General features: G+C 70.3%; 14 protein-coding genes. 6 read left to right on the forward strand and 8 right to left on the reverse strand.

Annotated features, from left to right (window positions below):
* Window positions 1-47 precede the first annotated feature (47 nt).
* Both ACMATS_RS33405 and ACMATS_RS33410 read left to right on the forward strand, forming a co-directional pair.
* On the forward strand, window positions 48-1,373 hold the full coding sequence (locus ACMATS_RS33405) for an alpha/beta hydrolase (protein ID WP_414170032.1): 1,326 nt from the start codon (window positions 48-50) through the stop codon (window positions 1,371-1,373).
* The gene (locus tag ACMATS_RS33410) at window positions 1,370-3,919 is read left to right on the forward strand and encodes a bifunctional lysylphosphatidylglycerol flippase/synthetase MprF (RefSeq protein ID WP_414170033.1); all 2,550 of its coding nucleotides are present in this window, start codon (window positions 1,370-1,372) and stop codon (window positions 3,917-3,919) included. The genes ACMATS_RS33405 and ACMATS_RS33410 overlap by 4 nt, the downstream gene beginning before the upstream one ends.
* Here ACMATS_RS33410 and ACMATS_RS33415 read toward each other — a convergent pair.
* A complete protein-coding gene (locus ACMATS_RS33415; protein WP_391153328.1) occupies window positions 3,837-4,481 on the reverse strand; it encodes an HD domain-containing protein in 645 nt (214 codons plus the stop codon). The genes ACMATS_RS33410 and ACMATS_RS33415 overlap by 83 nt on opposite strands.
* A gap of 63 nt (window positions 4,482-4,544) precedes the next feature.
* On the opposite strand from ACMATS_RS33415, the gene ACMATS_RS33420 reads away from it, so the two are divergent.
* Together ACMATS_RS33420 and ACMATS_RS33425 are read left to right on the forward strand one after the other, a co-directional pair.
* Window positions 4,545-5,075 (forward strand): MarR family winged helix-turn-helix transcriptional regulator, encoded by a 531-nt coding sequence (locus tag ACMATS_RS33420; protein ID WP_390775642.1) that lies wholly within the window; start codon window positions 4,545-4,547, stop codon window positions 5,073-5,075.
* A 107-nt stretch (window positions 5,076-5,182) separates the two neighbouring features.
* Window positions 5,183-5,803 (forward strand): DsbA family protein, encoded by a 621-nt coding sequence (locus ACMATS_RS33425; RefSeq protein ID WP_414170034.1) that lies wholly within the window; start codon window positions 5,183-5,185, stop codon window positions 5,801-5,803.
* Window positions 5,804-5,922: 119 nt separating this feature from the next.
* On the opposite strand, the gene ACMATS_RS33430 is transcribed toward ACMATS_RS33425, so the two are convergent.
* From ACMATS_RS33430 to ACMATS_RS33455, 6 genes are all read right to left on the reverse strand, one after another.
* Window positions 5,923-6,051, reverse strand: coding sequence for a hypothetical protein (locus tag ACMATS_RS33430; protein ID WP_414170035.1), 129 nt, complete (start codon window positions 6,049-6,051; stop codon window positions 5,923-5,925).
* A 407-nt stretch (window positions 6,052-6,458) separates the two neighbouring features.
* On the reverse strand, window positions 6,459-6,983 hold the full coding sequence (locus ACMATS_RS33435) for an AAA family ATPase (RefSeq protein WP_414170036.1): 525 nt from the start codon (window positions 6,981-6,983) through the stop codon (window positions 6,459-6,461).
* A 41-nt stretch (window positions 6,984-7,024) separates the two neighbouring features.
* Window positions 7,025-7,900, reverse strand: a complete 876-nt coding sequence (locus tag ACMATS_RS33440) for a glycosyltransferase family 2 protein (protein WP_414170037.1) — start codon at window positions 7,898-7,900, stop codon at window positions 7,025-7,027.
* The gene (locus tag ACMATS_RS33445; protein WP_414170038.1) at window positions 7,894-9,129 is read right to left on the reverse strand and encodes a hypothetical protein; all 1,236 of its coding nucleotides are present in this window, start codon (window positions 9,127-9,129) and stop codon (window positions 7,894-7,896) included. The genes ACMATS_RS33440 and ACMATS_RS33445 overlap by 7 nt, the downstream gene beginning before the upstream one ends.
* Complete coding sequence (locus ACMATS_RS33450) at window positions 9,126-9,830, reverse strand: hypothetical protein (RefSeq protein WP_414170039.1); 705 nt, start codon at window positions 9,828-9,830, stop codon at window positions 9,126-9,128. Before ACMATS_RS33450 ends, ACMATS_RS33445 begins: the two co-directional genes overlap by 4 nt.
* The gene (locus ACMATS_RS33455) at window positions 9,827-10,984 is read right to left on the reverse strand and encodes a glycosyltransferase family 1 protein (RefSeq protein WP_414170040.1); all 1,158 of its coding nucleotides are present in this window, start codon (window positions 10,982-10,984) and stop codon (window positions 9,827-9,829) included. The genes ACMATS_RS33450 and ACMATS_RS33455 overlap by 4 nt, the downstream gene beginning before the upstream one ends.
* A gap of 147 nt (window positions 10,985-11,131) precedes the next feature.
* On the opposite strand from ACMATS_RS33455, the gene ACMATS_RS33460 reads away from it, so the two are divergent.
* Both ACMATS_RS33460 and ACMATS_RS33465 read left to right on the forward strand, forming a co-directional pair.
* Window positions 11,132-12,115 (forward strand): helix-turn-helix domain-containing protein, encoded by a 984-nt coding sequence (locus ACMATS_RS33460; protein ID WP_414170041.1) that lies wholly within the window; start codon window positions 11,132-11,134, stop codon window positions 12,113-12,115.
* Complete coding sequence (locus ACMATS_RS33465) at window positions 12,112-12,675, forward strand: peptide deformylase (RefSeq protein ID WP_414170042.1); 564 nt, start codon at window positions 12,112-12,114, stop codon at window positions 12,673-12,675. The genes ACMATS_RS33460 and ACMATS_RS33465 overlap by 4 nt, the downstream gene beginning before the upstream one ends.
* 50 nt (window positions 12,676-12,725) lie before the next feature.
* Here the strand turns inward: ACMATS_RS33465 and ACMATS_RS33470 are convergent, their stop codons facing one another.
* Window positions 12,726-12,875, reverse strand: a complete 150-nt coding sequence (locus tag ACMATS_RS33470; protein WP_414170043.1) for a hypothetical protein — start codon at window positions 12,873-12,875, stop codon at window positions 12,726-12,728.
* Window positions 12,876-12,980 lie beyond the last annotated feature (105 nt).

Consider the following 12,980-nt stretch of genomic DNA (forward strand, 5'->3'; position numbering starts at 1 on the left):
CAGCGCTTTCGAGTTGCCGGAAGTGCCCGCTTCCATAGGCTTTTGACGTGGTGCGACGCATACCGAGCGCGGCAGGCCCGCTGGACTGGTCGCTGGTGACCGGATGGATACCGGTCGCCCTGCTCGTCCTCGGCTGCTGCGCCCTGGCCGCCCTCCTCTTCTCCCGGCAGCGCCGCTGGCTCACCCGCTGGGCCCCGGCGGCCGTGCTGCTCGCCGCACTGCTCACCTGGCTGCTGCGCACGGCCGTCGACGACTGGATCCAGCCCTTCCCCGATCCCCTCCCGACCCCGGTCGTCCTCTGGGCCGGCCTCGCCGTCCTCGGCCTCTGCCTGACCGTCTTCCGGATACCTCACCTCAGACCCCGCTACTGGCTCCCCGCCGCCCTCGCCGGTCTCCTCGTGGTCCTCCTCGGCGCCTCGGGCATCAACCAGCATTTCGACCAGTACCCGACCGCCCGCAGTGCCCTGAACACCTGGCTGCTGAAGACCACCCGGCTCAGCGAGGCCGGCGGCACCACCGAGGCCCTGAAGGTGCCGCCCGGCAAGACGATTGCCGACGTCTGGCGGCCGCCCGAGGGCATGCCCAAGGACGGCACGCTCTCCACCTCGCCGATCCCCGGCACCAAGTCCGGCTTCACAGCGCGCGACGCCTACATCTACCTCCCGCCCGCCTACCGCAGCACCCCGCGCCCCCTGCTCCCCGTGATCGTCCTCATGGCGGGCCAGCCGGGCGGGCCCGAGGAGTGGATCAACTCCGGCCGGCTCGCCGAGATGATGAACGCCTTCGAGTCCGCCCACCGCGGCCTCGCCCCCGTGGTCGTCGTCGTGGACCCGCTCGGCTCGCAGTTCGCCAACACCCTGTGCCTGGACTCCCGGTTGGGCAACGTCCAGACCTACCTCGCCGAGGACGTGCCCGACTGGATCCGCTCCCACCTCCAGGTGGCCGCACCCCGCACCTCCTGGATCGTCTCCGGCATCTCCTTCGGCGGCACCTGCTCCATCCAGCTGGGCGTCAACGCCCCGCAGGTCTACGGCGTCGTCAACGACATCTCCGGCCAGGACGAACCCACCCTCGGCAACCGGCAGAAGACCGTCGACAAGGCCTTCGGCGGGGACGCCGCCGCCTTCCAGCGGGTCAACCCCCTCGACGTCATGGCCCGGCAGCGGTTCCCCGACACCAAGGCCGCCTTCGTCGCCGGCACCGACGACCACACCTACCGGCCGCAGCAGCAGAAGATGTACGACGCCGCCGTCCGGGCCGGCATGCAGGCCGAGTTCGTGCTGCTCCCCGGCGGCCACAGCTGGGCGGTCTGGCGCCCCGGCCTGGAGAAGCAACTGCCCTGGCTGGCACGGCAGACGGGACTCCTGCCATGAACGCCGTGAATGCCGAGAGCGGCAGCGCACCCGCGCCGCCCCCCGGACCCACCGTCGGCGACACCACCCACCCCTGGCGCGCCACCCTCGACCGGCTGCTCGTGCCCGTCCGCCACGCCCCCTTCACGCTCGCCTTCCTCGCCGTCCTGTGGATCGTCGGAGCCGTCACCGGCAGCCTCGGCACCGGCCCCAGCCGGCACCGCATGGAGCGGGTCGGCGTCGGCGTGCCCTCGCTCGCCGAGGGCCGCTGGTGGACCCCGGCCAGCTCGCTGCTGTGGTGCCCCGGCCTCGGCGGCTACATCGGCGCGACGATCGTGGTGCTGCTGGCCGTCACCCCCTCCGAACGGCGGCTCGGCGTCGCCCGCACCGCGGGCGCCCTGCTCGGCGGGCAGATCCTGGGCACCCTGCTCGGCGTCGGCATCGTCAAGGCCGGTTCCCTCGCGGGGGAGTGGTGGCTGGACAGCCTCACCGACGACCTCTCGGTCTCCCCGACCGTCGGCGCCCTCGCCGTCGGCGCGGTCCTCAGCTACCGCCTCACCGCGCTCTGGCGCCGCCGGATGCGGCTCGGCATCGCCGCGTTCGCGCTGGTGATGGCCCTGTACGTGGGACACCTCCAGGGCGTGCTGCGGCTGTGCGGCGCCTTCGTCGGCATGCTGGCCGGTGCCGCGCTCTACCACCGCACCTGGCCGATCCGCCTGCGGCACTCCTCCCACACCGAGGCCCGGGTGCTGGTCGCCCTCGTCGTCGCCGCCTCCGCGATCGGCCCCATGGTGGCCATCCTCTACAAGGACGCCTACGGGCCCTTCAACTCCTTCGAGGCCCTCTACGTCTCCGTCCAGCCGACCGCGCAGGAGATCGCGGACGCCTGCGCCGCCTCCGCCCAGGACTGCCATTCCGTCCACGCCGTACGGGACTTCTACGACTCCCCGGCCGTCGTGATGTCCGCCCTCGTCCCGCTCGTGCTGCTCGTCCTCGCCGAGGGGCTGCGCCGCGGCCTGCGGCTCGCGTGGGGGCTGGCCGTGCTCGTCAACCTGTTCTGGATGGCCCTGTTCGCCTACTGGCTGCACGACTTCCTCAGCCACCCCACGGCCTGGGGCGCGGCACCCTCCGAACAGTCCGGCTTCGTCCAGGCGTTCGCCGAGCAGATGCTGCTGCCCTTCCTGGTCCTGGTGCTCCTCGTCCTCACCCGGGCCCGCTTCGACCTGCGGCTGCCGCACTCGGCCATGCGCGGCCTGGCGGCCGTCGTCGGGGGCGCGCTCCTGGTGGCCTGCGCCGCGTACGTGGGCATCGGCTGGGCCGTGCGCGACCAGTTCGACCCGCCCGCCACGCCCGGACTGCTCGTCGGCGGGCTGGTGTCGGAGTTCCTGCCGCCCGCCTTCCTGGACGCCTTCACCGCCTCACCGGTCCCGGTCGGCGGCATCGCGCAGGCCCTCTTCCGCTACTGCGGGCTGTTCTTCTGGCTGATCACGCTCGTCGCGCTGCTCGTCACCTTCCGCCGCCCGCGGCTGCACACCGACGCCGACGCCGCCGTGCGCGCCCGTGAACTCCTCACCGCCCACGGGGGATCGAACCTCTCCTTCCTCACCACCTGGGACGGCAACCACTACTGGTTCGACGCCCCCGGCCGGGCCGCCGTCGCCTACCGCGTCATCTCCACGGTGGCCCTCACCACCGGTGACCCCTTCGGCGCCCCGGACGCCCGCGCGGCCGCCGTCGCCGGTTTCTCCCGGTACTGCGACGAACGCGGTTGGACGCCCTGCTTCTACAGCGCCGGCCCCGACACCCGCGCGGCGGCGGAGGCGCTCGGCTGGCGCTCGGTCCAGGTCGCCGAGGACACCGTGGTGCCGCTGCCCGACCTCGCCTTCACCGGGAAGAAGTGGCAGGACGTGCGCACCGCCCTCAACAAGGCCAAGAAGGAGGGCATCACGGCCGAGTGGTGGTCCTTCCGCGACGCCCCCGTCGCCCTCACCGACCAGGTGCGGTCGATCTCCGAGGAGTGGGTCGCGGACAAGGGCCTGCCCGAGATGGGCTTCACCCTCGGCGGCCTCGACGAACTCGACGACCCGGCCGTGCGCTGCCTGCTGGCCGTCGACGCCGACCGCACCGTGCACGGCATCACCAGCTGGATGCCGGTGTACGAGAACGGCGAACCGGTGGGCTGGACCCTGGACTTCATGCGCCGCCGGGCGAGCGGGTTCCGCGGCTCGATGGAATTCCTCATCGCCTCCGCCGCACTGGGATTCCAGGAGGAGGGCGCACGATTCCTCAGCCTCTCCGGCGCCCCGCTGGCCAGGAAGGCGACGGAGGAACCTCCGGCCGCCCTCCAACGCGTCCTGGACTTCGCGGGAAAGGTGCTGGAACCGGTCTACGGATTCCGCTCGCTGCTCAACTTCAAGGCGAAGTTCCAGCCGCACTACCGGCCGATGTACATGGCCTACCCGGACCCCGCCGCGCTGGCGGTGATCACGCGCGCGATCGCGAAGGCGTATCTGCCGCACATGACCGCGGCGCAGGGAGTGCGGCTGATGCGGCAGTTCTCGTCGTGACGCCGAGATCGGGTTCCCCGAACCGGGCCCGCAGGGCGTGGAAGGCGTCCACCTTGTCCTGCCCGAACCGCTGCACGTACTCCGCGTACTCCGCGGCCGACAGGAACCGCGGAGGCGTGCTCTTGCTGTGGAACTTGTCCGCGTACATCACCAGTTGCTCCTCCGGCGTCCCGGCCACGTAGTCCGCCACGGGCAGCGGCAGCTGCTGCCTGCGGATGTCGTCCTCGGTGAGGCCGACGCCGGTGTGGCAGGAGCAGAAGCGGCACAGGTACTCGGGGAAGCCCTCGGCGCGGAGGATCTCGTGGCCGAGGACGCCGTGCCGGATGTAGGAGCGGTGGTCGAGCCGCCCGGCGCCGTCGTAGAGCCGGTAGACGCCGATGTCGTGGAGGAGGGCGCCGGCGCGCACGAGACCGGCGTCGAGGCGCTCGCCCGTGCGGGGCAGGAGCTGCTCGGCGATGCGCGCGACGATCTCGCAGTGCCCGTGGACGAGGTCGAACGCCTCGCGCGTCGGCGCGTACTTCTCGTGCAGCGCCCGCGCCTCGTCGGGGGTGGGGAAGGACATCGTGGACATCGTGGCAGCCTAGCCTGCTCGGCGCCGCGACCGTCCGCCTCGTAGGCTCAACCGATGGCGCACGGGCGTCACGAAGTGCAGCGAAAGGGGCGAGGGCCGGTGGCGGAGATCGCGACGGCGGAGCAGGCGGCGAACGACGGGCTGGTGCTGGCGTTCGGACGGCTGCAGGGAGCCGCGAACCGCTTGGAGTACATCCTGGGGCGGGCGATCGAGGAGGAGTGCGGCATCAGCCACCTGATGTTCGAGGTGCTGCTGATCCTCGGACGGGCGGGGGACGCGGGCCTGCCGATGCGGGCCATCGCACAGGAGCGCGTGCTGACCACGGGCGGGGTGACCCGGCTGGTGGACCGCATGGAGGCAGCCGGGCTGGTGGCCCGGGACGCGGACCCCGACGACCGCCGGGGGCGGATCGTACGGCTGACGCCCGCGGGCGAGGAGACGGTCGTGCGCGCGGCACGGGTGCACGTGGAGAACATCCGGCGCCACTTCGTGGACCCGCTGCCGGCCGAGCACCGGGAGCGGTTCGCGGAAGACCTGAAGATCCTGAGCCACGCGGCACGGGATGCGCTGCCGCGACTGCGGTGAGTGAGCTTTCGGGATACGGGAATGCCTGACGTGTCAGATACTGTTGGGGATGTCGACAGCGACACGCACTGCCGACGCACGGCCTGCACGACCTGGAGAAACGTCCCATGAAGCTCGTCTACGTCTTCGACGCCTACTGCGGCTGGTCCTACGGGTTCTCGCCGACCCTGGACGAGATCACCCGCCGCCGCCCAGGCCTGCCCGTGGAGGTCGTCTCGGGCGGCCTGTTCACCGGGTCGCGCCGCGTCCCGATCCGGGAGTTCGGCTACGTCCAGGGCTCCAACGCGAAGATCGCCGAGATGACGGGCGTGGAGTTCGGCGCCGCGTACGAGCGCCTGATCGCGGACGGCTCGTTCGTGATGGACTCCGAGGCCGCGGCCCGCGGCATGGCCGCCCTGCGGGAGGCCGCACCGGAGCGGGCGGCGGAGCTGGCCGGTGCCCTGCAGGAGGCGTTCTACGCGGACGGGCTGAGCCTGTCGGACACGGCGACGTACCGGAAGGTGGCGGAGGCGGCCGGGCTGGACGCGGACGCTGTGGCCCGCGCCTTCGAGGCACCGGCGGCCGCGGCCGCCGCCCGCGGGGACTTCCGTCGGTCGGCGGAGTTCGGGGTGCAGGGCTTCCCGACGCTGCTCGCCGTCGACGACGCCGGCCGGGCGACGGTCCTGGCGGTCGGACACGCGGGGGCCGACGAGGTCGAGCGGCGGTTGGGGGCGCTGGGGGCGGTCTGAGTCCTGTTGCACCCGTCCGTATGGCCGCGGGTGAGCGGCAGTTGCAGCCCCTCGGTCGTCACCGACCGGGGGGCCGTTTCAGGAGGCGGTGCCGCACGTCACTTCGGGCGCGATTCCCGTCAAGCTGTCGGCCTGCCGCTCTTGTTGAGCGGCACAAGGCGGTACTTCTCGCAGCACTCGGCGCAGGCGTAGATCTTCCTGGCCACTTGGTCGCCCTCGATGACGTCGATCGCGGTGGCCTTGGGCACGGGCTCCTTGCACCACGAACAGAACTTGATCATCCTGTCCGGCCCTGGCGCTCTCGGGCCTTGCCGGTGAGCATGCGGATCTTCGCGGGGTCGCACAGCATGCGGTCGTCTTCCGGTGCGGGCAGGAGCCAGTACGCGCCTGGCGGTTCCCGGCGGGTGGGGACCGGCACACCGAGGTAGTTGACGGGGTGCTCCTTCCCGATGCACGGGATGCCGGGTTCCGCCCAGTCCTGGGAAGTGTCTGGCGGTACGAGCAGGCTGTACCGGGTCTGCGTGCGGGAGACGGCGACCAGCAGCCCCCGCTACACCGCACCCACCACACGCACCGCACCCACACCACAGCCCGCACCCACGGCGATCAGCGAACGGCCTGCGGATTGGCGCCGATGACGATCACGGCCTGCTTTTTAGCTCGGCCTGGCCGAGGACAGCGTGGCCACGAGCTCGTCCAGATCTCCGGTGTAGACGATGACCTCTTCATCTCTGACCGGCGGGTCGAAGCGGGCGAAGAAGTCGTCGAGGGCTTCGGGGGTCACGGTGAGGGCATTGGCGTCCTCACGTTGGTTGCGCTCGGTGAGGCGCCGGAGCAGTTCCTCCCGGTCGGCGGCGAGGTAGACGACGAGGGGGTGGCCGCCCGCTTCACGGGCAGCCTGTCTCCAGGCGTCACGCTCGCTGCGGCGCCACAGCCCGTGGTCGAGGACGACGTCGTGCCCGGCCTCGATCTCCTTGATGAAGCGCTCCCGAGTCGCCTCGACGATGGGGCGTTCGCGCTCGAAGTAGGTGTGCTCGGGGTAGTCCACGCCGTATCGGCCGTGGAGGCGGTGCACCTCCTCGTCCACGGACAGCCGGACATAACCGTGGTCGGCCAAGGCCTGGGCCACGGTGGTCTTCCCGGAGCCGGTCAGGCCGGCAAGGAGAACGGCGAGGGGCACGGGGCTGTCATCCCTTCCGCGGTGAGTGTGCGCGAGCGCGGTCATTGTCGCTGATCCTGGTCCGTGTACGCGTACGGCCGCCAGGTGGTGAAGATGCTCCGGGCCTCGGCAGGCCAGCTGGAGGGCAACCGGTCGAGGCTGACCCGGCGGAAGGCGAACCGCGGATCGCTGGTGTTGATCACGCCGCGGTGCTGGCCGACGTGGGCGAGCAGGCGATTGGCCTCGTCTCTGACAGCTGGGGTCTGCTCCAGCCAGGCGCCGGAGATGAAGTGGCGGACCCGGCGGCGGAGGTCGTCCAGGATGCCCGAGCGCCACTTGAAGTGGTGCACAGCACAGATGCGGTCGGCGTCCGGTCGGTTGCCGGGTGCCCGGTGATTGCCGGAAGCCACGGTGACGTCGTGGCGGGCGAGGACGATCTTTCGGGGGTCGCCGTGCAGGAGCCGGTGGGTGAGGTGGCCGCCGAGGGGATAGGCGAGGTCGAGGCCGCCTTCGGGGCTCCAGCCAGCCAGGTGTCCACCCGCGGCCACGCGGTCGAGCATCAGCCCACCCACCACGCGCTGGCCTGACCTCTCGGCTTGGACGATGACCTCTGAGAGCGGGGCAGGGTACTGCTGGAACTCGTCCGCGTCGGCAAGCAGATGCCAGCCCGGTCCAGCTGTGTGACGAAGAGCTTCGCGCAACTGGGTGTTGGTGTGCTCGTGCCACGGGCCGGTGCTGGTGCCGGTGGGGATGATGCCCAATTCGCGGATGATGGCCTGGAGTTCATGCCGATGGGCGTCGGGGACGTGATCGGGGAAGTGGAAAGCGATCAGGATTCGTTCGATGCCCAGCCACCGGTAGTGGCGGACCCAGGCGGTCAGCAGAGGTGGCTCGACGGGGCCAATGACGGCGATCAGAGCGGGAGGCGTGCTCAGCATCGGGACTCCTTCGTACACAGTGAGGCGAAGGTCCGGGTGAGGAAGCCGGCCTGCTCGGCGGCGGTCCACATCCCCAGCAAGCGGGGCGCCCCGCGGCCGGGCAGTTCGGGCGGCTGGCGGATCACGGAGTGCAGGGCATCGGCAAGGCCGTCCGGATTGCCGGCGGGGAAGGTCAGGGCCCAGGGCTGGCCGCGTAGGCGGGCAGTGAGATGTGCGTCGTAGTCGGAGACGATCAGAGGGACGCCAAGGCGGGCGGCGTCCATCACGAGCCCGGACTCCTTGCCGACGCCTCGGTGCCGGGCAACCAGGGCAGCGTCGGAAGCGCCGTACACCAGCCGCAGCACGCTTTCCGCGATGGGGCCGACTACGAGATGCAGGTGAAGATTGGGTAGGTCCCGCCACCGTTCCAGTACGGCTGAGTCGAGTGGTTGGCCTGTGACCACGAGATGCAGTGGTTCGGCCAAGCGGGTCAGCGCAGCATTGACGGTGGCAATGTCCTTGTACGGCCACCAGCCGCCCATCAGACACACCACGGCTTCGGCGGCGGGGATGTTGAAGGCCACCCGGCCGCCCTCGCGCTCGGCCTCGGTCAGGCGGCGGCCGTCGTCGACCGCGAAGGCCCTCACCACCCCGGGCCGCTCGGGGTTGGCTGCGGCGAACTGATCGGCGACGGCCTGAGTCGGGTACACCGCGACGGTCTGCCCCTCGCCTCGGCGGGTGAGCCAGCCGAGCAGCCGCACGGCCGCGTCCTCGGTGGTGACCTGCTCATGGACGAACCGCAGGTGCGGCTGGCCGCCGAGGAGGGCGGCAGCCCCATGCAGGGCCTCGCTCGCAGTCAGGATCACCACCGCCTCGGCACCGGGTTCCAGGCGGGCGGTCCGCAGGACGGACGCCTCGGTCAGGCAGCGGGCCACCAGGGTGACCTGGTGCGGCAGCCGCCGCAGATGGCGGGGCCAGCGGCGCGAGCGGAAGACTCGCTGCCCGATCGCCGAGAGCCCGGCCGCGAGCCGGGAGGCGACCAGCAGCACGGTCGCCAAGCGCCCAGTAGGTGCGGTCACCAGGCGGGCGCCTGCCTCGCGCAGGGCCCCGGCCGCCTCCTGGGTGATCCCATTCGGGACGATGACCAGGCTGCCGGGCCGAACCTGGGTGAGTGCCACCAGCGTGCGCTGATGGTGCCCGCCCAGGCGGTCGGCGTACGGCTCGATGAGCACAAGGGGCCCGCCGGTCATCCGGACACCGCCTGATCCCCGTGGGTGGCGGCGAACCTGCTCCGCAGCCAGGACGGGGCGTTGAGGTGGTCGAAAACTTTCGGGTTGTGGGCAGCCGCGCGGGCGAAGGCGACGCCCTCACGGGCCCCTGCTGCGGCGTAGGTGGCGAACTGCCCATCCTGGCTGTTGATCCATGCAGCTACCCGGTGGCGGGCGTCCTCGTCCGCCATGCCGTACTCACTCCCACGAGCGAGCATCGCGCACTCGCGGAAACCAGCCTTCCAAGCATGGAAAGGGCTCTGATTGAACCGAGTGACACCCGCGGACTGTTCGGCGAACTCGACACGGCCGGGCAGCGCGGCCAGCACATCCACCGCCTCGCCCATCTCGCGCAGGGCACTGCGGCGGATCAGCTTCAGCCCGCCGTAGCCGTAGGTCAGGCCGTTGACCGGATTGACCGCTCGCCACACCCGCATGGACACACCCTCGCCCAGTGGCTCGACGGCAGCCAGGTCGAACCCGGTGTCGATAGCGAAGTCGCCGTCGGCAATGAAGAACTGCTCGCGGTCGACGACCTCAGCGCACAGCCGGTAGGTCCGGCGCATCCCGTGCACACCATGCAGACGCTTGACCGTGCCGCCGAGCGTCCGCTGAAGCCGGGAGTGCAGGCGGTCGGCCATCGGCTCGTCGTAGGAGAGGAAGACCGCATCGAATTCGGTCACGAGAGAGCCTCCAGGTAGCGGGCGGCGACCAGGGCGGGGGTGAAGTCGGCAGTGGAGGCGTGAGCGCGCTTGGCGTGCACGGCGTGGAACTCGTCGTCCACGGCCAGGCGTTCGGCCAAGCCGACGGCCTCGGCTGGAGTGGTGAAGCACAGCTCGGGGTCGATGTGCTCGGCGAGCCAGCCCAGACGCGGGGAGATGACCGGCAGACCCATGCCCTGGCAGTCGATCACGCTCATGGACCAGGGGCAGCCGGCCCTGAACGGGGCGATGCCGAAGCGGGCTTCGGCCAGCAAATTCCTGTAGCGGACGCGATTACCCCGGTCTGAGACGACCTTGACGTGTGGCAGAGCGGCGAGTTGGTCGCGCATCCGCTCGGGACTGCCATCCAGGCCCGTACGAGCCGCCCGGCGCTGACCGAACAGATCCATGACCTGGAGTTGCACTGCACCGGAGGCCACTAGATCGCGGGCCAGGTGCACGAATCGCTCGGTGCCATAGTGCGCGTACAGCCGGTGGTTGTAGACCCCGATTGCCGCAGTGCCCTGCCGACGGCGGGCGGTGACGGGGTCGCGAACCAGCCGTTCGTCACGCGGCGCGGGAACGACCCGCGACCGGTCACCGAGGTCCACCGCCATGCGGGCGGTGGCGGCCGACACCCATGAGGCGGCCGTCGCGGAATGAACCATCACCCGGTCACAGGCCGCCAGCCCGGCAGCGAACGCCAGCAGCACAGGGCGCCCCAGCCCCACGTCGTTCAGCGACGGATCGAGCAGGAGCTGGCCACCACCGCTGAAGGAGAACGGCAGGTAGTGGCAGTAGCCGGCCAGCAACGCGTCCGATCCGGCCTCCAACAGGGCCGTGCGGATCGCCGGGGCCTCCTCGATCTGGTTGGCCACAACGGCATCCGGCTTCTCGGCACGGATCAACGCCACCAGCTCGTCGATGTCCGCGGAGAACCGGGCACGGTACTTCGTCTCCGGCACCTTCGTCCGGTGGAAGCTGCAGCGGGCATCCCCGGCCGCCGTCGGAGCCGCAACGGTCACCTCTGCGCCGGCGTCGGCCAAAGCCGGGGCGAGAAGATCCGCGAAGATCCATCCCGAATCCGCGGACAGCCGGTCAGGGTTGGAGATGTTGAGCAGGTACAGCACACGCATGATGCATCGTCTCCCTCATCTGCCCGGAAGGGTCGATCCGGGTCGGTGAGGGAAGGAAACCGGCGACGTGAGACATGACGGGATGATGAACTGGGATCACTCACGGTTCATTCATGCTCACCAACGAGGACGTGGAGCGGGGCTTCGATGGATGCGCAGGACGAGGAGATCACCGTCGAGCAGGCGGCCGAGAACTTCGCGGCAGAGGTCGCGCGGTGGCGGGAAGTGCGCGGCATGTCCAAGCGGGCCTTAGCGCAGGCCATGGGCTTCGACCCGTCGTACGTCAGCCACGTGGAATCCGGCCGCCACCGGCCTCGCGAAGAGTTCGCCCGGCTCGCAGACGACGCCCTGAACGCAGGGAAGGCGATCCGGCGACGGTGGTGCGACTACGAGCAGGCCAAGGCCAGGGAGGGGCAGGCCAGGCGTCCTCCTGCAGCCACGCCGGCCCCGCGCAGGCCCGAGCAGCCGTACGCGACCGGCTCTGCCCTCGTTGTCGAGCATGACGCCGCCCGGCTCCAGTACGACGGTCGCTGCTACCGGCTCACGATGCGGCGTCTGCTGCGGAACACCGGCGTGGAGCCTGTGACCCGGTACTTGATCCGTATCTCGGTCGACCTCTACCCCGGTGATCCCGAGCGGTCGAACGCTCACTACCGAGCACACCCGTTGACCTGGCACGAACTCGACCTCACCGCCACCTGCCGGGGCGAGGCGATGCGCTGGCAGGCCAAGCACGATCGCGACGCCTTCAAGGAAGTCTGGCTGCTCTTCGACAACGAACACGGCCGCTTCCCCCTTTACCCCGGCGAGTCCGTGTGGATCGAGTACGCCTACACCGTCGGCCACGACAAGTGGGGCAACTGGTTCCAGAGAGCCGTCCGCCTCCCCACCGAGCAACTCGAAGTGCAGCTCGTCTTCCCGGCCCACCTCGACCCGGCAGTGTGGGGCACCGAGACCTCCATGACCGCCGAATCCACCCCTCTGCGCACCCCTCCTGTCCGCAGCGACGACGGCGACCTACGGCAATTCACGTGGATCACCACCACACCCGCCCTGCATACTCGGTACCGTCTGGAATGGCGATTCCGGGCACAGCCCGAATCCGACACAGACCAACGGGAGTTCAGGTGATTGACGTGCGGCCCAGCCAGCGGATGCGAGACCTCGGGGTCGTCCAGCGCGGCGCTGGCATCCTCGCCGAACCGGCCCGCGCCTTCGATCTGCCCGCCGAGCACGACGAGGCCGAGAGCGTCGTGGATGAACTGTTCGCAGCCATGGAGCAGATCGGCCAAGTCCACCCCTTCGCCAAGGGCATGGGCCTCGCCGCCCCGCAAATCGGCATTGGACGCGCCGCCGCCATCGTCCAGCCACCCGGCAACACACCCGCCATCATCCTGCTCAACCCGCGAATCATCACCGGTTCCGACGAGATGGACGATCAGTACGAGGGCTGCCTGAGCTTCTTCGATGTCCGGGGCCTTGTCCCCCGCCCTCTGAAGATCACAGTAGAGACCACGGTCCTGGCCGGCGAGACCGTGACCACTGTGTACGAACGCGGCCTCGCCCGCCTCATCCACCACGAGATCGACCACCTCGACGGGCTTCTCTATACGGTCCGTATGCTGCCCGGGGTCGATCCGATCCCCGTGGAGGAGTACCGGCAGACCGGGCGAGCTTGGGCGTACGAGTAGGACCGAAATCAGCGACCTCGGCGCCTGCCGGTGGTGCTGCCGTAGCAGAGTCACTCGCGGCCCGTGAATTGGGCGAGAAGCGCCACCACCGTCGTGGCTCCCACCAAGGCCGTCCCGACTTCGGGCGCATGCAGGGTCAGGGCGATGACGAGGACTCCGACCAACAGGAGGACTACGAGGCGCACGCTGATCTGTTCCATGAGGATCTACCTTCCGTGTGGCTCCGACTGGGTTGTGCATCCAGCGTGGGCGCCTCACTGACGACCCTGACGGTTCAAGACGATCACTGACAGCATCGGCCAAGA

Source organism: Streptoverticillium reticulum, assembly GCF_047456005.1.
Lineage (GTDB): Bacteria > Actinomycetota > Actinomycetes > Streptomycetales > Streptomycetaceae > Streptomyces > Streptomyces reticulum.

What these genes read in the sequence shown, in the direction of transcription:
- ACMATS_RS33410 (WP_414170033.1), top strand. Translation starts at nt 1,370, where the DNA reads ATGAACGCCGTGAATGCCGAGAGCGGCAGCGCACCCGCGCCGCCCCCC.
- ACMATS_RS33415 (WP_391153328.1), bottom strand. Translation starts at nt 4,481, where the DNA reads ATGTCCTTCCCCACCCCCGACGAGGCGCGGGCGCTGCACGAGAAGTAC.
- ACMATS_RS33420 (WP_390775642.1), top strand. Translation starts at nt 4,545, where the DNA reads ATGGCGCACGGGCGTCACGAAGTGCAGCGAAAGGGGCGAGGGCCGGTG.
- ACMATS_RS33425 (WP_414170034.1), top strand. Translation starts at nt 5,183, where the DNA reads ATGAAGCTCGTCTACGTCTTCGACGCCTACTGCGGCTGGTCCTACGGG.
- ACMATS_RS33440 (WP_414170037.1), bottom strand. Translation starts at nt 7,900, where the DNA reads ATGCTGAGCACGCCTCCCGCTCTGATCGCCGTCATTGGCCCCGTCGAG.
- ACMATS_RS33445 (WP_414170038.1), bottom strand. Translation starts at nt 9,129, where the DNA reads ATGACCGGCGGGCCCCTTGTGCTCATCGAGCCGTACGCCGACCGCCTG.
- ACMATS_RS33455 (WP_414170040.1), bottom strand. Translation starts at nt 10,984, where the DNA reads ATGCGTGTGCTGTACCTGCTCAACATCTCCAACCCTGACCGGCTGTCC.
- ACMATS_RS33460 (WP_414170041.1), top strand. Translation starts at nt 11,132, where the DNA reads ATGGATGCGCAGGACGAGGAGATCACCGTCGAGCAGGCGGCCGAGAAC.
- ACMATS_RS33470 (WP_414170043.1), bottom strand. Translation starts at nt 12,875, where the DNA reads ATGGAACAGATCAGCGTGCGCCTCGTAGTCCTCCTGTTGGTCGGAGTC.